The organism is Sulfurimonas autotrophica DSM 16294 (assembly GCF_000147355.1).
Classification (GTDB): domain Bacteria; phylum Campylobacterota; class Campylobacteria; order Campylobacterales; family Sulfurimonadaceae; genus Sulfurimonas; species Sulfurimonas autotrophica.
The window spans coordinates 1,947,376-1,967,274 of record NC_014506.1 but is presented as its reverse complement, the minus strand read 5'-3'; the positions used below and the strand labels follow the sequence as shown (position 1 = coordinate 1,967,274).

Annotated in this window: 25 protein-coding genes; 22 read left to right on the top strand and 3 right to left on the bottom strand. The window is 35.4% G+C overall.

Going from position 1 to position 19,899, the window contains the following annotated elements; all coding sequences use genetic code 11:
* From SAUT_RS10050 to nosD, 9 genes are read left to right on the top strand one after another with little or no spacing between them, the layout of a single operon-like run.
* Entirely contained in the window at positions 1–756 is a 756-nt protein-coding gene (locus tag SAUT_RS10050; protein ID WP_013327781.1) for a 4Fe-4S dicluster domain-containing protein, read from the top strand.
* Positions 753–1,382 carry a c-type cytochrome gene (locus tag SAUT_RS10045; RefSeq protein WP_013327780.1) on the top strand — a complete coding sequence of 210 codons (630 nt, stop codon included), beginning with the start codon at positions 753–755 and terminating at the stop codon, positions 1,380–1,382. Before SAUT_RS10050 ends, SAUT_RS10045 begins: the two co-directional genes overlap by 4 nt.
* The gene (locus SAUT_RS10040) at positions 1,383–1,889 is read left to right on the top strand and encodes a c-type cytochrome (RefSeq protein WP_013327779.1); all 507 of its coding nucleotides are present in this window, start codon (positions 1,383–1,385) and stop codon (positions 1,887–1,889) included.
* Between the two features lie 12 nt (positions 1,890–1,901).
* A complete protein-coding gene (locus SAUT_RS10035) occupies positions 1,902–2,807 on the top strand; it encodes a NapH/MauN family ferredoxin-type protein (protein WP_013327778.1) in 906 nt (301 codons plus the stop codon).
* A 2-nt stretch (positions 2,808–2,809) separates the two neighbouring features.
* Positions 2,810–3,448 carry an ABC transporter ATP-binding protein gene (locus SAUT_RS10030; protein ID WP_013327777.1) on the top strand — a complete coding sequence of 213 codons (639 nt, stop codon included), beginning with the start codon at positions 2,810–2,812 and terminating at the stop codon, positions 3,446–3,448.
* The gene (locus SAUT_RS10025; protein WP_013327776.1) at positions 3,449–4,276 is read left to right on the top strand and encodes an ABC transporter permease; all 828 of its coding nucleotides are present in this window, start codon (positions 3,449–3,451) and stop codon (positions 4,274–4,276) included.
* A gap of 10 nt (positions 4,277–4,286) precedes the next feature.
* A complete protein-coding gene (locus SAUT_RS10020) occupies positions 4,287–4,760 on the top strand; it encodes a nitrous oxide reductase accessory protein NosL (protein ID WP_013327775.1) in 474 nt (157 codons plus the stop codon).
* Positions 4,760–5,284, top strand: coding sequence for a PAS domain-containing protein (locus tag SAUT_RS10015; RefSeq protein ID WP_013327774.1), 525 nt, complete (start codon positions 4,760–4,762; stop codon positions 5,282–5,284). The genes SAUT_RS10020 and SAUT_RS10015 overlap by 1 nt, the downstream gene beginning before the upstream one ends.
* Positions 5,285–5,305: 21 nt before the next feature.
* On the top strand, positions 5,306–6,514 hold the full coding sequence (gene nosD, locus SAUT_RS10010; protein WP_013327773.1) for a nitrous oxide reductase family maturation protein NosD: 1,209 nt from the start codon (positions 5,306–5,308) through the stop codon (positions 6,512–6,514).
* On the opposite strand, the gene SAUT_RS10005 is transcribed toward nosD, so the two are convergent.
* Both SAUT_RS10005 and SAUT_RS10000 read right to left on the bottom strand, forming a co-directional pair.
* Complete coding sequence (locus SAUT_RS10005; protein WP_013327772.1) at positions 6,495–6,944, bottom strand: hypothetical protein; 450 nt, start codon at positions 6,942–6,944, stop codon at positions 6,495–6,497. The two genes, nosD and SAUT_RS10005, sit on opposite strands and share 20 nt — an antisense overlap.
* Before the next feature lie 65 nt (positions 6,945–7,009).
* The gene (locus tag SAUT_RS10000) at positions 7,010–8,335 is read right to left on the bottom strand and encodes an MFS transporter (RefSeq protein ID WP_013327771.1); all 1,326 of its coding nucleotides are present in this window, start codon (positions 8,333–8,335) and stop codon (positions 7,010–7,012) included.
* A 127-nt stretch (positions 8,336–8,462) separates the two neighbouring features.
* Here SAUT_RS10000 and rdgB point away from each other — a divergent pair, with 127 nt between their 5' ends.
* Positions 8,463–9,053 (top strand): RdgB/HAM1 family non-canonical purine NTP pyrophosphatase, encoded by a 591-nt coding sequence (rdgB, locus tag SAUT_RS09995; RefSeq protein ID WP_013327770.1) that lies wholly within the window; start codon positions 8,463–8,465, stop codon positions 9,051–9,053.
* A 144-nt stretch (positions 9,054–9,197) separates the two neighbouring features.
* Here rdgB and SAUT_RS09990 read toward each other — a convergent pair whose 3' ends face one another.
* Entirely contained in the window at positions 9,198–9,968 is a 771-nt protein-coding gene (locus SAUT_RS09990; RefSeq protein WP_013327769.1) for an undecaprenyl-diphosphate phosphatase, read from the bottom strand.
* Between the two features lie 87 nt (positions 9,969–10,055).
* Here SAUT_RS09990 and SAUT_RS09985 point away from each other — a divergent pair, with 87 nt between their 5' ends.
* From SAUT_RS09985 to SAUT_RS09930, 12 genes are all read left to right on the top strand, one after another.
* Positions 10,056–11,183 (top strand): pyridoxal-phosphate-dependent aminotransferase family protein, encoded by a 1,128-nt coding sequence (locus SAUT_RS09985; protein WP_013327768.1) that lies wholly within the window; start codon positions 10,056–10,058, stop codon positions 11,181–11,183.
* Between the two features lie 51 nt (positions 11,184–11,234).
* Complete coding sequence (locus SAUT_RS09980) at positions 11,235–12,083, top strand: ATP phosphoribosyltransferase regulatory subunit (protein WP_013327767.1); 849 nt, start codon at positions 11,235–11,237, stop codon at positions 12,081–12,083.
* Between the two features lie 22 nt (positions 12,084–12,105).
* Positions 12,106–13,365, top strand: coding sequence for an adenylosuccinate synthase (locus tag SAUT_RS09975; RefSeq protein ID WP_013327766.1), 1,260 nt, complete (start codon positions 12,106–12,108; stop codon positions 13,363–13,365).
* Between the two features lie 10 nt (positions 13,366–13,375).
* On the top strand, positions 13,376–13,804 hold the full coding sequence (locus SAUT_RS09970) for a flagellar export protein FliJ (protein WP_013327765.1): 429 nt from the start codon (positions 13,376–13,378) through the stop codon (positions 13,802–13,804).
* On the top strand, positions 13,801–14,310 hold the full coding sequence (locus tag SAUT_RS09965) for a MotE family protein (RefSeq protein ID WP_013327764.1): 510 nt from the start codon (positions 13,801–13,803) through the stop codon (positions 14,308–14,310). Before SAUT_RS09970 ends, SAUT_RS09965 begins: the two co-directional genes overlap by 4 nt.
* 41 nt (positions 14,311–14,351) lie before the next feature.
* Positions 14,352–14,903: a DUF507 family protein gene (locus SAUT_RS09960; protein ID WP_013327763.1), complete on the top strand. Its 552-nt coding sequence runs from the start codon at positions 14,352–14,354 to the stop codon at positions 14,901–14,903.
* 4 nt (positions 14,904–14,907) lie between these two features.
* Positions 14,908–16,047 (top strand): glutamine-hydrolyzing carbamoyl-phosphate synthase small subunit, encoded by a 1,140-nt coding sequence (carA, locus tag SAUT_RS09955; RefSeq protein WP_013327762.1) that lies wholly within the window; start codon positions 14,908–14,910, stop codon positions 16,045–16,047.
* Between the two features lie 213 nt (positions 16,048–16,260).
* A complete protein-coding gene (ccoN, locus tag SAUT_RS09950; protein ID WP_013327761.1) occupies positions 16,261–17,754 on the top strand; it encodes a cytochrome-c oxidase, cbb3-type subunit I in 1,494 nt (497 codons plus the stop codon).
* 18 nt (positions 17,755–17,772) lie between these two features.
* Positions 17,773–18,465 carry a cytochrome-c oxidase, cbb3-type subunit II gene (gene ccoO / locus SAUT_RS09945; RefSeq protein ID WP_013327760.1) on the top strand — a complete coding sequence of 231 codons (693 nt, stop codon included), beginning with the start codon at positions 17,773–17,775 and terminating at the stop codon, positions 18,463–18,465.
* Positions 18,466–18,480: 15 nt separating this feature from the next.
* On the top strand, positions 18,481–18,684 hold the full coding sequence (locus tag SAUT_RS09940) for a CcoQ/FixQ family Cbb3-type cytochrome c oxidase assembly chaperone (protein ID WP_013327759.1): 204 nt from the start codon (positions 18,481–18,483) through the stop codon (positions 18,682–18,684).
* Positions 18,685–18,693: 9 nt separating this feature from the next.
* Entirely contained in the window at positions 18,694–19,635 is a 942-nt protein-coding gene (locus SAUT_RS09935) for a c-type cytochrome (protein WP_013327758.1), read from the top strand.
* Position 19,636: 1 nt separating this feature from the next.
* Complete coding sequence (locus tag SAUT_RS09930; RefSeq protein ID WP_013327757.1) at positions 19,637–19,870, top strand: DUF4006 family protein; 234 nt, start codon at positions 19,637–19,639, stop codon at positions 19,868–19,870.
* Positions 19,871–19,899: the final 29 nt, after the last annotated feature.

Here is a 19,899-nt window from a genome sequence, read left to right as displayed (position 1 = left end):
ATGGCAAAAAAAGTACAAACAGACAGAAGAGATTTTGTTAAATATTCTACATTAGGTTTATTGGGTCTTGTGATGGGGGGAGGTATTGTTTTTAGTCCTTATCTTGAAGGGAAAGAAAACAAACTTCGACCGCCGGGAGCAGTTCCTGAAAAAGATTTTTTAGCTCTTTGCATTAAATGCGGTCAGTGTTTGCAGGTCTGTCCCTATCATTCAATAAAACTCAACGATATTAATAAAGGGACCGGAGAAGGAACACCTTTTATAGACCCTAATATACGAGCGTGTTATGCTTGTAATGCAGTACCGTGTGTTTTGGCATGTCCAAGTGGGGCGCTCGATCATAAGACAGAAAAAGCAGAAGATATCAGAATGGGAATTGCTGTTTTAGAGTTTCCGGATACCTGTTTAGGTATTAGTCGTACACCAATTCCAGAAGGTTATGATAATAAGATGATAGCCTTTACAAAATCTGTAAGAAATGAAACACCTGAAGAGGAAGAACTTATTAAAAAGTTTATGGGCCGAGAAGGAGAAGCATGCAATTTATGTGCTGATATGTGCCCAGTACCAAATCCCCTAAGTGCAATTGCCATGGTACCTGATGCCAAAGGTGGAAAACGTCCGGAGATTTATGAGGGATGTATAGGATGCGGTGCATGTCAGGATGTCTGTCCGACGTCAACACCGTCAATAGTAGTAAAACCCAGAATGACTTATGAAGAGTACTATGGAAATAAAAGTCAAGGAATATCATGAATAAGAGTATATTATTAGCATCGACTTTTTTAATAATCATTAGTTTTTCTGCTTGCGGAGATAAAAAAGAGTCTGATGAAAAGAAACAGATAGATAGTGTCACAGCTACGGCAGCTACTCCAAAAATTGAAGTTGTAGCAAATAAAAATGAGTATGCTGTAAAAGTAAAATCAAATACAGATGAAATCAATAAGGGCAAATCTGGGAATAAAAATTCTTTTTATTATGATTATGGTGAAAAAAGTGAGTATGATCAAAATGCACAACCTGCAAATGAAGATGCTTCTGTCCGTGTTCGACCGCGAACGAAGCTCGATGCCTATACCCATATCAGAAGTCCCTATGAAAGAGTTCAGGTTTCTTTACTTGCAAAACAGCTAAGCCCTACATTTAGATTGAAATGTTCTGCATGTCATGATGATTATGCCAATGGTGTCCTCGGGCCCTCACTGCTTGGCCGTGATGCTGATTATATCTATAATAAGATTATGGCTTTTAAAAGTGGAAAGAAAAAAAATGTATTCATGAATGACTTGATTCATAATATGAGCGATAAAGAGATACGCTCAATAGCAGAAGATATATATAACTTTAATGTTCAAATTCAAAAGATAAGGAATAAATAGATGAGAAATATAATAGCAGGATTCTTTATACTACTAACAATTGGTTTAATGGCATGGGTTGCCTCAAATGGAGGTGCTTATAATGGTGGAGAAGCTGGTAGGATTACTGAAGATATCGGTAATAGAGTCGCTACGACAAAAATAGACAGTGAGCCAAAAGCAAAAAGTGATAGAGAAAAAGAGAATGAAGCATTAACGGCACTTAGAGATAAAGCCGGAAATATTGGAAGCTTTAAAGTAAGTGATGAGTATAAAAGTAAATGTTCTTCTTGCCATGGTGTTGATGGCAGCGGTATGCAGTATGGTAAAAAACTCATGGGTCCTAAACTTTTTGGACAAAGTGCTGATGAACTTTATAAAAAACTGGATGATTTTAAATCCGGTAGAAAAGAGAATATGATTATGCGAGGTTTGTTACTTCACTTGTCTCAAGATGATTTGAAAAGATTGGCAAAAGAGATAGGGGAATTTCCAGCACGCGCTGAGGCACTTAAAAATTCTAAATAACAGGGTAGAAAAATGGATAAGTATAATAGTAGAGAGACCATAAAAAGAACATCGTTTTTATCAACATTTTTCAGTACAACAAAAGATGGAAAGAAAAAACTGAGTATTAGAGCCAAAAGATGGATTGTTGTCATCTCTGTGCATCTTCTCTTTTTTCTCTCTTTTGCTATTGATATTCAAACACTTGAAGGAACGCTCAACGGTTCAAGATTTTTAGGATTTCACCTTATTGATCCTTTTACAACATTAGAGATGTTTATGGCAGAGCATCATCTACATATTAATATTATTATTGGTGTAAGTACTATTACTATCTTTTATCTGCTTGTTGGAGGTAGAAGTTACTGTGCCTGGGTATGCCCTTATGGAATACTGAGTGAGATAGGTGAAAAATGGCATAATACTTTAGTTGCAAAAAAGATTATTAAAGATCGTAAATTTGATCATCGTATAAAATACTTTTTCTGGGCAATTTTTTTGATTTTAGCTTTTACAAGCGGTTATTTGGTCTTTGAAACTTTTAGTGTTGTTGGAATTTTGAGTCGCGCCATTGCATATGGATGGAGTTTATCACTAGTTTGGGTACTCATTGTATTTGCTTTTGAAGTTTTCTTTGCTCGACGTGCATGGTGTACTTATATCTGTCCTATTGGTGCTACTTATGGTATGATCGGTAAAGTTTCTGCTTTACGTATTGAGTGGAATGATAACTGTGATCACTGTATGGTCTGTTCTGATGTCTGTTTTGAAAATCAGGTTCTAGAGATTACAAAAGCTAAATATGACAAACAAAGAGAAGAAGAGGGCATCACCCATGAGTATATTACCGGTGCAGATTGTACGCTTTGCGGAAGATGCATAGATGTTTGTCATGAAGATGCTCTTAATTTTGATTTTAGATTAAAAAGTTTGGTGTAATTATGATAAAAATATCTAATTTAACAAAGAAATTTGGTTCAAATGTATCGCTAGACAGCATTAACTGTGAATTCAAAAAAAATGAGTCTATTGCTTTAATGGGAGCAAACGGTGCAGGAAAAACTACACTTGTCCGTTCTATTATGGGATATTACCATCCAAATGAGGGTGAAGTGCTCATTAATGGGCAAAATCCCATAAAAGATCGTCTTGATGTTTTAGATCACATTAGTTTTGTGCCGCAGCTTCCGCCTCCAATTCGCTTGAGTATTGCTGAATTAATTGAATATATTGGGGTCAGTGCTAAAGTAGATAGAGAGCTTATTAAGTATTATGCAAATGAGATGAAACTTGATATTACTTCAAACTTGAGTAAATCATTTTTTAAGTTGAGTGGCGGAATGAAGCAAAAACTTCTTATAGCCATCTCTTTAGCGAAAAAAAGTGATATTATTATCTATGATGAGCCTACTGCAAATCTTGATCCAAAAGCAAGAGATGATTTTTACAGGTTGCTTAAGCAAAACGAAGAAGATAAAGTACTGCTGTTTGTAACGCACCGACTAGAAGAAGTTAGGGATTTGGTAAATAGACAGATTTATATGGATTTGGGAAAAATAGTATCAGATGAGAGGTTTTAAATGAAAAATCTATATTTAATAGCATATCTTGATTTAAAAGAATCACTGCGGGCAAAATGGTTTGTTGTTTATTCTCTTGTGTTTGGCGGTTTAATTGCGCTCTTTTTTATAGCCGGTGTTACAGAGTCTCAAGTGATGGGTTTTAGTGGTTTAAGCCGTCTTTTGTTGATGTATATTCAAATAACTATAGTCATTTTACCGATTTTCATTCTGATTACGACTGTACGTTCCATCTCCGGTGACAGGGACAGCAATGTACTAGAATATATGCTCTCTTTTCCGATATCTTTAAAACAGTACTATTGGGGAAAAGTAATTGGCAGATTTATAACTGTTTTTCTACCGGTATTTTTTGCTATGGTTATAGCAATTATTTACGGAGCATTTAAAGGTGCTGCTATTCCTTGGAATATCTTTTTTCTCTATACAGGATTACTTTTTGCAATGAGTAGTGCCTTTTTAGGTATAGCATTTTTTATATCTTCATTTGTGAAATCTTCTGAAGTGGCACTTGGATTATCATTTTTTATATGGATATTTTTACTTGCATTTATTGATATAGCGCTTATTTCACTTATGATGCAAGAACGTATGAGTTCAGGTTTAATCATTTTTATTAGTCTAATAAACCCTATGGAAATATTTCGTGTTGCAGCTATTTCATTGTTCGATCCGCAGCTTACAGTTATGGGACCGGTTGCATTTTATATATTAGACTCTATGAGTCAGTCAGTATTTGTTTTAGTTTCTATTGGATATCCTCTTATTTTGGGATTAGTGTTTGCATTTTTAGGTTATAAAATATTTGAGAAAAAAGATTTAGTATAAAGGATTGGCTATGGGTAAGATATTTGTCGCGTTATTGGTGTTTTCGAGTTTAGTGTTTTCACATGAGATAAATTTTGATAGAAATTCTACAGGAATGGTAAGACATCTGAAGGTATATAAGAATCCAAGTTGGGTATCTGAAATTATTCTTGCAGATGGGAAGAGGGTGCTTTTTTCTTCACCAAAAGGAATGTTTGAGTTTTATTTTCATCCAGCCGGATGGTATAGCCTGTTTCATTTGAAAAGTGAAAGTGATTTTAAAACAATTTATGTAACGGATTTTAAAACTTTAAAAGCCATAAATGCAAAAGGTGCTTTTTATGTTTACGGAAGTGATATTACTTCACCGGGTGGAGATGATTTAGTTCCTTTTAACTCATATAAGGATGCGACGGAGTTTTCAAAAAAACATCATGGATCAAGGGTATTAGGATTTAAAGAAGTGAATTATGGATTAATAAAACTTTTAAATGGAGCAATATAATGACAAAGCCAACACCAATTGATGAAGAGATAATATTAGATCCAAAACGATATATAGTCAGTGAGACAGATGCCAAGGGTAAAATTACCTATGTAAATGATTATTTTTGTGAAGTATCAGGTTACAGTGAAGAAGAACTCATTGGACAGCCTCACAGTATAGTCCGCTATCCTGATATGCCAAAAGTAGTGTTTAAACTTTTATGGGAAAATCTCAAACAGGGTAAAAATATCAATGCTGTTGTAAAAAATCTGGCTAAAGATGGAAGATACTACTGGATTTTTACAGAATTTGAAATTCGTAAAAATACAGATAACGGAGAGATTATCGGTTATCATGCGTCAAGAAAAACAATTTCTAAGCATGTTATTGAGATTATTACAGAGTTGTATAAAGAGCTTTTAACCGTTGAAAAAAGCGATGGTGTGGATGCAAGTGAAAAATATCTCAACGCATATCTTAAAGAAAAAGGTGATGATGTCACTTTTGCCAATTTAATGGAAGAAATTCACAGATTTTATTAAGATTTTTAGGAATCAGATAATATGAAATTTTTCTTTTTAGTGCTATTCTCTTCTGCACTTGTTTTTGCTAATGCACTCCAGGATGCGATAGATGTAGCGCCTCCTTATGCAACTTTAAAACTTCAAAATGCTCTTTATAAGGGCAATATTCATATTGATAAACCACTTACAATCATAGGTATTGGCGAGCATGTTATTATCAAAGGTGATGGCGTGAAGAATGTTATTTCTGTTAGAAGTTCTGAGGTTATACTTAAACATCTTATCATTCAAAACAGCGGCATGAATATGCAGAGTATTGATGCTGCTATATCCATGAAACAGGTACAAAATTGTGAGATACGTGACTGCAATATTTCTGAAGTTCTTTATGGCATAGATATGGATAGGGTAAATAATTCTATGATTTCTCATAACTATATTACGACGAAAAAAAATGATTTACCGTTACGGGCAAATGCTTTAAAACTTTACTATGCAAACCATAATGTGATAGAGTTTAATATCATTGAAAATGTGAGGGATGTTACATTGAATTATTCTCACCATAATCTTTTTAAGAAAAATCAATTTCAAGGCAACAGATTTGCAACACATCTCTCTTTGAGCCACAACAATCGTTTTATTAATAATATTTACAAATACAATTCAGTTGCTATGATGTTCATGGGAGCGCAAAATACTCAAGTAATTGGCAACGAGATACTAAGTTCTAATGGTGCGGCAGGTATTGGTGTCATGATAGGAAGCGTTGCAAATTTTATTTTTAAAAATAATAGAGTCAGTTATAATGCCAAAGCCCTTTATATTCAGGGGCAGGAAAAAGCAAAGGGCATGAAACGTTACATCATAGGTAATGAAATTTCTTATAATGGAGAAGCTTTGCATTTTCATGCTTCCATTAAAGATAATACGATTACAAATAATAAAATATTTTCAAATATAGATGATGTCGTTAAAGATGCCGGTAAAAATTTTGAATCTTCCAATGTAGTAGAATATAATTATTGGGACAGATATGCAGGTTTTGATGAAAATAATGATGGTATAGGCGATATTCCTTATGATGTATATCAGTATGCGGATCAACTTTGGCACTATAATCATAAAGTGAAGTTCTTTTATGCCAGTCCTATTATGAGTATGCTTAACTTCTTATCGCATTTGGCTCCATTTATCGAACCAAATCTCATCATGGAAGACAAAAAACCTACCTACCAATTTCCTTAACACGTTTAACAACTTCATTAAAGTCTATAATTTCTTGACCTTTTGTAATATCTTCTTTTAATTTGTGTGCTGAAAAACCATAAGCCATAGGAGTTATATTTTCCGTATCATAATATGCTTTTCTTGCATCTATCCATTTTCCCGTTTTTGCATCTGTTATCCAGATGACGGCTTTATCTTTCCAGGGAATTTCTTCATCATGAAACCAAAGTATCGCACATCCTATATCGTCAAACATATAAACTTTTCCGTTTGCAGGATTGATGACTTGCGTCGTATTGTCTCTATCACTTACAACCATGGCACAACGAGTACACATGTCTCTGTCCCAGTGGACTTCAGCCGGTTGTGTATTAACACCTTTTTTATCACATCCTGTAAAATTTAACAAGCTAAAAGTCAAGCCAAAAACCAAAAGAAAATATTTCATAAAGAGAACCTTTTTCCGTTTATTCTATCTTAATATGTTTATTTCCTTCATGATATAAATCAATACTATTTCACTATTTGTGCTTTAATAGTATCTTCATCTAATGATTCACTTGCATATTTTATAACTGCTACCTGTTCCGTTTCATTGATATACCATTCTGCAATATGTTCATGTTCTAAATTTTTAAGTTTATCCATATCTACTTCATTTAAAGGTATAAATAAGAAGGCATGTTTTGTTGGATTTTCAAATCTTACTAACATCCAAACAAGCCATAATGCTGCGACAACAGCAATACTGATACCGATTGTACTTCTATCAGCATGTCCCATCATAATACCTGCAATCATAGCTCCGACAAAGGTTGAAAGATACGCAGATGTATTTGCAACACCTAGTGCCGTTCCTTTTTGGTGTACTTTTGCAAACTTACTTATCATTGACTGCACAAGCGGTTCCATCATATTAAATGCCACAAAGAAGAAGATTACGCCAAAGACAAAAACTAAACTTGAATTAGTAAGACCCATTATTGCAAAAGAGAGTATAAAAAGTACTATGGCAACTAAGAAAACTGTTTTTGGTTTATTGTATTTTTCGCCAAAGATTGCTGCAGGTCCCATAGCTAATATACCCATAATCATAGCAGGAACATAAACTTTCCATAGTTCTGTTTTTTGCCAATCAAAATTGTAATCAGTATGCGTTAAAAATACAGGAATAAGAACAAATGCCATTGTCATTAAACCTTTTTGCATTGAATCAACAATAATCATATTAAAAAGATTTTTATCTTTTAAAATTTCTGAGATTTTTGCTTTTTTATTGTAAATATGTACAATTTTTGGAGGAGTTGGAACTTTTGTAAAAAGTAAAACGATAGCGATTAAAGAGAGGCCTGCTGTTATGTAAAACAGATTTCCGACACCGTAAAGTCCGCCGAGTACAGGTCCTGCAACCATAGCAACAGCAAAACTCATTGCGATAAATCCACCCATAATTGCCATTGCATGGGCTCTTGTTTTTTCTTCAACCAAATCGGCAATCATAGCGACTACAACAGAACCGATAGCACCTGCTCCTTGTAAAAAACGCCCTAACATGAGCGTATATATATTATCTGCATATCCTGCAATAATAGAACCAATCATAAATATAATCAGCCCTATAAAGAGAGTTGGTTTTCTCCCTATTTTATCACTCATTGAACCAAATGGTATTTGAAATGCTGCCTGTGTCAGAGCATAACCACCAACAATAACACCGACTAAAAGAGGCGTTGCCCCTTTGAGACTGAGTGCATATACTGAAAGAACCGGTAAAACGATAAAAAGTCCTAAAAATCTGAGGAAAAGAATACTTGAGAGGGGTAAAACTTTTTTGAACATATAAAGCCTTTATGAAATGATTTATAACTACTTATAGTATAATTTTGAAATTATAGAGTAACTATTATTTATAATTGATTTGCAAAAGATAAAATAAATAAATTAAAAGATAATTTAAGGAAAAAAGTTGAAAAAATTAGTTTTAGCAACATCCAATAAGGGCAAGGTAAGAGAAATTAAAGTACTTTGCAAAGAGTATGAGGTTGTGCCTTATACAGATATAATAGATGCCTTTGAAATAATAGAAGATGCTGATACATTCAAAGAAAACGCACTGATTAAAGCACGAGCGGTATATAAGGCTTTAGGCGAAGAAGATGCGGTTGTTATGGCTGATGACAGCGGTATCAGCGTGGATATACTTGACGGCGCACCGGGAATTTACAGTGCCAGATACGGGGGCGAAGATGCAGATGACAAAGATAATCTTAAAAAACTAATGCAGGACATTAAAGCAAAAGGTATCACAAGTTCGCCTGCGCATTATACAGCTGCTATTGCAATTGTAACAAAAGACATTGAGAAAACGGTGCATGGCTGGATGCATGGAACGGCATTAACTGAGGCAAAAGGTGAGGGTGGTTTTGGATATGACCCGATGTTTGTACCGCTTGGATACGATAAAACACTCGGTGAATTGGATGAGAAAGTTAAAAAAGAACTCTCTCACCGCTCGAAAGCTTTAAATCTGGCAGGCAAAATCTTAAAAAGCTTATAAAAACTTACGGCTTGCCAGATAGAATGTTTTTTCTAATTTATGTAGTAATGAATGTAAGTGGTCGTTATATCTGCTAATCTTTCGCATGATATCTCCTTGTACATTAAAATGTCTAACAAGAAAGATGAAGCAAAAGCTGTTCCATTAGTTAAATAGTGTTAAAAGTATCACACCAAAAAGAATTCTGTACACACCAAAGGCAACAAAGGTAAATTTTTCTAAAAACTTTAAAAAGAGTTTGATTGTCAGGTAAGCAACAATAAAGGCGACGAAAAAGCCTACTGCCAAGGCTTCAATATTTGCAGATGAAAATTCATGGTAGTGTTTGAGCAAATCATATCCGCTGACGGCACCCATAACGGGAAAGGCAAGTAAAAAGCTAAACTCTGCACTCGCTTTTCTGTCTAAACCGACTAGGAGCGCTCCGATAATAGTCGCTCCCGCTCGTGAAGTTCCGGGAATAAGAGCAAAAACCTGTGCAATTCCAATCCATAAAGACTGTTTGAGTGTAACATCTTCGACATCTTTAGTCAGCTTTTTTTCTTTGGGAATATAAAACTTTTCGACGAGCAGAAATATAATACCGCCTATGATGAACATAGTAGCTACGATATTGATACTAAAAAGTGCTTTGATCTGATGAGAGAAAATGAAGCCGACGATACCTATAGGTAAAAAAGCAAGAAATACTTTTGTCCATAAACTAATATGCTTGAGTGTAAACTTTTCTTTGTAGTTGAATACTACAGCTAAAATAGCAGCAAATTGAATAATGACTTCATAGGCTTTTGTGACGCTTGTCTGGTCTATGCCTAAAAATTGACTTGCCACAATAAGGTGTCCGGTTGAAGAAATCGGCAGAAATTCGGTAAAACCTTCAATAATACCTAAAATAACAGAGTCAAAGAGTGTCATAAAAAACCTTTTTTTAAAATTTAAACTTATTTCGATATAATACGAGGTTTTATTTTTAAACAACCTAAAATTTATAGGAAATTACATATGTTACTTTTTACACCCGGTCCTACTCCAGTTCCCCAAAATGTCCGTAATGCCATGAGTGATGAGACAATGCATCATCGTACACCTGAATTTGAAGCTATTTTTGAAAAAACGCGTCAACATCTTTTTAAGCTTTTTGCTACTGATGAAGTGGTAATGCTTGCATCAAGCGGAACAGGGGCTATGGAAGCATCTGTAATTAATCTTTGTAAAAATACACTCTTAAATGTAAACTCTGGTAAATTCGGTGAGCGTTTTGGAAAAATCGCAAAAGCACACGGATTGAAAAATATTGAAATTAAAAACGAATGGGATACGCCTGTCAGTGTAGATGACGTCGTTGAGGCTGTAAAAGCCAACAATGATATTGACGCAATTGCCGTTCAAATTTCTGAGAGTGCCGGCGGATTACGTCATCCTGTTGAAGAGATAGCCGCGGCTGTCAAGAAAATCAACCCAAATATTATGATTATCGCTGACGGGATTACGGCTATTGGTGTTGAGCGAATAGATGTAACAAATATTGATGCATTGATAGCAGGAAGCCAAAAAGCGCTTATGCTTCCTCCGGGTCTTGCAATTATCGGACTCTCAAACGCAGCAATAGACAAAATCGGTGATGGAGTGGGGTATTATTTTAACCTTGCTTCTGAGATTAAGAAACAAAAGCAGAATACGACAGCTTACACTGCTGCAACAACACTAATTATTGGACTTTTGGAAGTTTTAGAGACTATTGAAAAGCAGGGTGGATTTGGTGTGCTTTATTGCAATACAGCAAGACGAGCCAAAGCGACAAGAGCGGCACTAGAAGTGATTGGACTGCACAGCTACCCTAAAGTTCCTGCAAGAAGTATGACGACTATTGATGATAAAGATGCAGCAAAAATACGTACAGCCTTAAAAGACGAGTATGGCGTAAATGTAGCCGGCGGACAAGATCATCTTAAAGGTAAAATATTCCGTATAAACCAAATGGGATTAATTGAGCCGTATGAATCCATTTGGGTGGTCAATGCAATAGAGCTTATACTGCACCGCATGGGAAGATTAGAATATGCCGGTATTGCTTCTAAAGTATATAATGAAACTTATTTTAAAACTGCATTAGAAAAAAAAGAGATATAGATGATATTAGAACAAACGCTTTCTAAAAAGTTAATAAAAGGCGACAAATAAATGATACTAGAACACGAGATTCCTAATGGTTCAAAACTTTACTTTGGCGAGTCTGCAAAAGTAAAACGCCATATAGAGAATATAGCGAGTGATATTCTTGATAAAAACGGATATGAAGAGATTGTAACACCGATATTTTCATACCATCAGCATAAAAGTATAGCCGATGAGAAAGAATTGATTCGCATTAATGATGAGAAAAACAATGCGTTATCACTGCGTGCGGACTCAACTATAGACGTTGTACGTATCATAGAAAAAAGACTCGGGAGTAATACAAAACAGAAAAAATGGTTTTATATTCAGCCTGTTTTTACCTATCCGACTACTGAACAGTATCAAGTAGGCGTTGAATTTATGGGAGAAAAAAAGCTTTCATCCGTAGCAAGTCTTGCCTTGGAGATTTTCGAGAAGTTACATGTAAAGCCTTTAATGCAGATTTCAAATATAAAAATACCTGAACTTTTAGTTGCAATGTTTGATGAGTTAAGCATAGATGATTTCAGGCATATTAATATTGACAAGTTTATTAATCTAAACGTTGAGTGGCTGAGTGAACTTGTTTATCTGCAGTATGTAGAGCAGATAGATGATATCATAAACAAAGTACCCGAAGCTATAAAAATAGAACTGCAAAAGATGAAAGATTTATGTTCAGAGGCAGGATGCGAAAATGCTGTTTTAGCACCGATGTATTATGCAAAAATGCTCTATTATGATGAGTTGTTTTTTAGATGTATTGTAGGAAATGAAGTATATGCACGCGGCGGAAGATATAAAAATGCCGAATTAACATCTGTAGGATTTGCAATTTATACAGACACATTGTGTGATGCCTTAGAGCAATAGAAAAAGAGGAAAAAGATAAAATATGTATACAAATAAAGCAGACGTAATTGTAGGAATACAGTGGGGTGACGAAGGAAAAGGCAAGATAGTAGATAAACTTGCCCTTGAATATGATATGGTATGCCGTTCTCAAGGCGGACACAATGCTGGTCATACTATTTGGGTAGACGGTGTAAAATATGCATTGCACCTTATTCCATCAGGGGTATTAAATCCTAAAGCTGTAAATGTGGTAGGCAACGGTGTTGTTCTTTCTCCATCATCTATAATAAAAGAGATGCAACAGTTTGAAGGGCTTGAGGGTCGTCTTTTTATCTCAGATAAAGCACACTTAAATCTTTCTTATCATGCGCAGATTGACCAGGCAAAAGAGCGTCTTAAAGGTGACAAAGCTATCGGTACGACAGGAAAAGGTATCGGGCCTGCGTATTCTGATAAAATTAACCGTATAGGACATCGCGTAGGCGAGCTTTTAAACCCTGAAAAATTATGCCAAACTATTTTAGATTATTTTGAGCAGAACAAGCCTATTTTTGATGTTATGGATCTGCATGCACCAAAAAAAGAGGAACTTTTGGCTGAACTTGAAGGTTTTAAAGAAAAACTTGCTCCATTTATTACAGATACAACACAGATGGTATGGCGTGCGCTTGATGATGAAAACAAGCGTGTACTGCTTGAGGGTGCTCAAGGGACTTTGCTGGACATTGACCATGGTACATATCCGTATGTTACTTCATCTTCAACAGTAAGTGCGGGTGCATGTACTGGACTTGGTCTCAATCCAAAAGACATCGGAAAAGTGACAGGAATTGTTAAGGCATACTGTACTCGTGTCGGTAATGGACCATTTCCAAGTGAAGATAAAGGTGAAGATGGAAAACGCCTTGGCGAGCAGGGACATGAATTTGGAACGACTACAGGACGCGCAAGACGCTGCGGCTGGTTTGATGCTGTCGCTACAAGATATGCAAGTCGCTTAAACGGTTGTGATGAACTTGCATTGATGAAACTTGATGTACTTGATGGTTTTGATGAGGTGAAAGTGTGTGTTGCTTATGAATATAATGGCAAAACAATAGATTATGTTCCAATTGATTTGGAAAATGTGACACCGATTTATAAAACATTTAAAGGCTGGGACAACTCAGTAGGTGCAAGAACATTTGATGAACTGCCTGCTACTGCACAAGATTATGTAAAACTTATTGAAGAAATAAGTAAAACAAAAGTCGGTATAATTTCTACATCACCTGAGAGAGAAGATACTATAATTCTATAAGGATTTCACTTTGAAGACACGCTTTAGCTCTTTAGTACATGTAAAGAAAAACATCATGCAAAAGCGTGAGCGTCTTTTACAACAGGCAAATGCAAATTTCAATAAAGCTAATAAAGCACTAAAAGATTCATTAGCCTTTCTGCAAGAAATCGAGCCTCCTTCTCATGGAAAAATTGCAGAGTTTCTAGCAAACAGATCACTTCTAGATTCCCAAAGAGCCATAATACAACATAATGAAGAGTGGCTTGTATATACAGAAAAAGAAGTTGGGCAGGCAAAAGAACAGCTAAAAAAAGATATGATAGAGTATGAAAAATATAAATATTTAGAATATGAAGAGATACAAAAAGCGCTTAAAGAAATAAAAATTCAAGAGGCAAAAGATCTAGATGAAATTGCCTTAATGACATATACCAATAAAAACAAGGAAGCTTCTTGAAATATATTTTACTTATTGCACTGCTATATTCTTCTCTTTTTTCTATGCAAAACAGCGACAAACTTTTTGAATGTACGAAAATATTTAAAGAGAGAAAAAATGAGCTTTTGGTTGAACTAGAACGGATAGATGAACAAAAGCAGGCTTTAAATGCCTTAAAAACGGCTACTGAAGATCTATTGAAAAAAAAAGAAGCGAAATTGGCTTTAAAAGAAGAAGCCGTAAATGCAAAACTTGCTCAGGTAAGCCAAAAAGAAAAAGCCATCAAAGAGATGGTTGAGAAAAATTCAAAAATTTTAAAAGAGCTTCAATCGACAAAAATGAGTAAAATATCGCAGACTTTTGCAAAAATGAAAGCGGGTGCGGCTGCAAATGTACTCTCAGATATGGACTCCAAAGAGGCTGGGTCTATCTTGCAGTCTTTAAAACCAAAAGTAGTAGGTAAAATATTAACAAAGATGGATCCAAAAAAAGCATCAGAGTTAACACAACTATTAGCTAAATAATTGTAAAATATCAAAATTTAATTAATAAGCAGGCCGAATCTATGAAAATATCACTCAAAACTATTCCCCATATAGCAAATAAAATTGCAATTGATTTAAACAAAAGTGGTGTTGTTACAATGACTAAAGGGCTTGAGAGTGTCGCGCATGAAGCTCAAAAAGTTTTAGAAGATAATGTAAAACAGGAGATGGCACTTGAAGAAAAAGTGAATGAAATCTGTGAAGATAATGAAGAAGAAATAGAGTTCATGCTTGCGGATGAGAGACAACTGTTTTTTATGATCAAAAAGAAGTTAGCGCCTGAATATGGAGTGATTCTAAATTATGAAGAGAGATATTCGGACATTTCTCACAAAATACTTGATGAACTGTATGAAGAAGACTTGATTCATTTTGATGTAACGGAAAATCGTATTAAAAATATCATTTATAATGCAATTACATCGTTTATTGCTGATACATCGGAAATAGAAGATGCAGTAATGGATAAAATACGTTCATACAAAAGAAAATTTATCCCAGGCACTGATGAATTTGAAATTTTACATGAAAAACTTTACAGAGAAGAATTAATGAAAAGAGGAATGGAGTAAGCATATGAGCAATTCATTAAAAAAAGCCTGGATATATTTGGAAAACGGTACTTTTTTGGAAGCAAACAGTTTTGGTGCGAACAAAACAGAAGTCGGAGAAATAGTGTTTAATACTTCTATGAGCGGCTACCAGGAGATAATGAGTGACCCCTCTTATGCAGGGCAGTTCGTTACTTTTACTATGCCCGAAATCGGCAATGTCGGTGTAAATGAGCAGGATATGGAAAGTTCAAAAGCTCATGCAAAGGGTATGATAGTAAGAAAATATCAAGGGCGATATTCAAATTTCAGAGCCGAGAATTCACTGCATAACTTTTTAATCGACAATGATGTTATGGGTATTTGTGATATTGATACAAGATACCTTACAAAAATGCTTAGAAGTGAAGGTTCCATGATGATGGTTGCTTCAACTAAAGTAAGCGATAAAGAAGAACTCAAAAAGATTTTAGAGAACTCTCCTCGCATTGAAGATGTGAATTATATAGAACAAGTGAGTACAAAAGAGCCGTATAAGCACACTTCAAGCACTTTTTCATACAGAGAATTTAAATATGATGAGCCTCCAAAAGTACAGGCAAAAATTGTTGCCATAGATTTTGGTGTCAAGCGTAATATTTTAAATGAACTTGTATCTGCCGGTATAGAAGTTGAAGTTGTACCCAATGATTTTATTGCCGAAGATTTAATAGAAAAATATAATGAAAAACTTATTGACGGTGTTTTTTTATCGAACGGTCCAGGTGATCCGCTTGTACTCAAACGTGAACAAGAACAAATCAAAAAACTTATAGATGCAAAAGTGCCGATGTTTGGTATTTGTTTAGGGCATCAACTCCTTTCAATATCTCATGGCTATGATACGTTTAAGTTAAAGTTCGGTCATCATGGAGGAAATCATCCTGTTAAGAATGAAAAAACAGGTTTGGTAGAGATTACGGCTCAAAATCATAACTATAATGTACCTGATAATATTGTCGAAATTGCGTCAGTAACACATACAAATCTTTTTGACGGCACTATCGAGGGTCTTTGCTACAATGAAGCTCCTGTATTCTCTGTGCAGCATCATCCGGAAGCTTCTCCCGGACCAAAAGAGAGCCGCTATATTTTCAATGAGTTTTTATCTTTGATAAAAAGATAAAACTCGCTCTTTTTTCATTATTTTCTTACATTAACCAAGTATTTCTCAATTAATTGTTTACTTTTAGAATAATATTAAGAAAAGTGTCATTTTCATGTCACTTTTAAGATAGATTAAACAAATCTATTGCTAATATAAGAGCGTTGATTAGTCTTTTAAGTGTGATGACGCATTTAAAAGACTTAATTGCTTTGAATCTTAAGGAGGCTATATATGGAGAATCGTCCATTAGAGTACGACTATACGGTTGCAAAGATGTTCATGTTGACAACAATTATTTTAGGAATTGTTGGTATGAGTATCGGTGTATTTATTGCATTTGAACTAGCATTCCCGGGACTAAATACAGTTCTTGGAAGCGGTCTTGCAGAATATACAAACTTTAGTCGTCTTCGTCCATTGCACACTGATGCAGTTGCATTTGGTTTTACGTTAAGTGGTATTTGGGCCACTTGGTATTATGTTGGTCAAAGGGTACTTAAGGTATCTATGGCTGAATCTAAGTTTTTAATGTTTATTGCAAAATTACATTTCTGGCTTTATATTTTAGGTGTTACCGCAGTTGTTGTTTCATTATTTATGGGTATTACAACTTCTAAAGAATACGCTGAATTTGAATGGCCTATTGACATTGCTATTGTTGTGGTATGGGTACTATGGGGTATTAGTATTTTCGGTCTTATCGGTATTCGCCGTGAAAAATCACTTTATATCTCAATCTGGTATTATATTGCTACATTCTTAGGTGTGGCTATGCTTTATCTGTTTAATAATATGGAAATCCCTACAATGTTAGCAACATCTGCTGCAGGTGAAAGCGGCATCGGTGCATGGTATCACTCAATTTCTATGTATGCCGGTACAAATGATGCACTAGTTCAATGGTGGTATGGACACAATGCTGTTGCATTCGTATTTACTGTGCCTATTATTGCTATGATTTACTACTTTTTGCCAAAAGAATCTGGTCAGGCTATCTATTCATATAAATTGTCTTTACTTGCATTCTGGGGTCTAATGTTTGTGTATCTATGGGCTGGTGGTCACCACCTTCTTTATTCAACTGTTCCTGACTGGATGCAGACTATGGGTTCTGTTTTCTCAGTAATTCTTATTTTGCCGTCATGGGGTTCAGCGATCAATATGCTTCTTACAATGAAGGGTGAATGGCAACAGGTTGCGGCATCTCCATTGATTAAATTCATGGTTCTTGCTTCAACATTTTATATGTTCTCAACATTAGAAGGTCCTATTCAAGCGATTAAATCTGTAAATGCTATTGCACACTTTACTGACTGGATTGTTGGTCACGTTCATGATGGTACTCTTGGTTGGGTTGGGTTCATGATCATAGCTGCACTTTACCATATGGCTCCACGTGTATTCAAACGTGAGTTATATTCAAAAGGTCTTATGGCTGCACAATTCTGGATTCAAACATTAGGTATCGTATTATACTTTACTTCTATGTGGATTGCAGGTATTACTCAAGGTATGATGTGGCGTGCTCACGATGAATTTGGTAACTTAGCGTACTCATTCATGGATACTGTTGATGTTTTACACCCTTACTATGCACTACGTGGTACAGGTGGATTGTTATACTTAGTTGGTTTCTTTATGTTTGCTTATAACATTTATAAAACTATGTCTGCTCGCCCTGTTGAAGAGTCTGAGCTTCAAAATGCATCGCCTATGGGCGCTTAATAGAAAGGAGTTTATATTATGTTTCATTGGTTAGAAAAACATCCGTTCTTTTTCGCGGTAGGTGTATTCGTTACAATTGCTTTTGCCGGTTTGATTGAAATCGTGCCAAACTTTGCTCAGGCTTCTCGTCCAGTTATCGGAACGAAGCCGATAACTTTACTAGAGCAAGCTGGTCGTGACGTGTATATTAAAAATAGCTGTAATGCATGTCATTCACAGTTGATTCGTCCGTTTAAAGCTGAGACTGACCGTTACGGTCACTACTCTTTAAGTGGTGAGTATGCATATGACAGACCATTTCTTTGGGGGTCTAAAAGAACCGGTCCGGATTTACACAGAGTAGGTAACTATAGAACTACAGAGTGGCATGAAAATCACATGAAAAATCCTAAGTCTGTAATGCCGTCAAGTATTATGCCCGGCTATGCATGGTTGTATACAAACAATGCAGATATAGATACTGCATATGCTACACAGTTGACAAATGCAGAATTCTTTGGTGTACCATATAACAAACCTGTTCCTATGAAAGATGGATCAACTACAGTAGTTAAAATGGCAGATTCTGTTGCCGGAGCACATGCTATGGCATTGGCAGAAGCAAAAGAGATTACATCAAAAATGAAAGATCAAGACGTTAAAGATGCAGTGGCACGTGGTGAAGTACCTGAGATAGTTGCTTTAATTGCATATTTAAACAGTCTGAAATAGGAAAGGTGTTTTATAGTGGATTTTAATGAATTTGCAGCGTATGCGTATTTCTTTTTAATACTGTTTTTGGTGGTAGGAACATACTCGTATGTTTATCATCTTTATACAAAAAGGAAAGACTCTACCGGAGTTGATTATGAGCACTATAGTGATATGGCACTGAAAGATGATATAGGTGATACTCCGGTAAAACCTGTATCACGCGATAAAGAAAAATAGGAGAGATATATGAATAAGCTTTATCTTTGGGGAATTATCATAACTGCAGCAATGTTGGGTGCAACATATGCAACAGTTGGATACCAAAAAGGTGGTCTCAATGGTGATATCGTCAATATGCTTGCTATTGCAGGTGCAGTTGCGCTTGTAATTATTACAATTTTTGTTGTAATCAAGTATGTGCGTCAAATGCAGGTTGACCACGCAAGCGGTGAGTTGGCAGATGAATCATGGGACAATATAGGTGAATATAAAAACCCGGTACCTTTTGGTTGGGCAATTATGTTTTTAGGCACGATGATTTGGGGTATGTGGTACTTCACAATCGGTTATCCGGTAAATGCTTTTTCTCAAATTGGACAATACAATGAAGAAGTAAAAGAAAAAGATGCTGAATTTGAAAAGAAATATGCAAACATCAAAGGCGAACAACTTGTAAATATGGGTGAATCAGTTTACCTTGTTGAATGTGTTGCTTGTCACGGTCTGAATGCTGATGGTAACAATGAAATTGATGCTGCTGATTTAAATCAAAGAATTTCAGAAAAAAGTATCAAATATGTTATTAACCACGGTTCTAATAATAAACTTTTAGGTACTGAAATGCCGATGCCGGATCGTAATGGTCTGTTTAATGCTGAAACAGGTGCGTTAATCACTGACAAAGAGATTGATGAAGTTGCTAAGTATGTTGCGGGTGGTCTTAAAGATACAAACAGTGCAGGTGCAAATGTGTTTGCTAATGTATGTGCTGCATGTCACGGTCCTGACGGTAAAGGTATGGCGTACGTTGCTCCGGATATCGCTACTTGGAATAAACAACTGGTCATTAACGTATTAGATAACGGCAAACAAGGTGCAATCGGTAAAATGCCTGCAATGGATAGATTGAACCCTAAACAAAAAGAAGCTATTGCAGCATATGTAATGAGCTTAAGCAAAGGAGAGTAACATGAATGAAAATAGAAGTGTTTTCGCTCTTGACGGTGTTACAGGAATGCTGATTGCAACTGTTCTGCTACTTAGCATACTGGCTTTTTTAAGTGTTAATGCAGTAAGTGTACAACATGCGCAGGCTCAAAACTTTTATAAAATAAAAGATGAAAAGTCTATCGGTTCAGGTATTGGTTTTGGTTCAGGTCACACTGTATCAACAATGGCTGATCATGTTGTAGACGCAAAATAAGGAGTCTAGAAATGGAAAAAATTATTTCA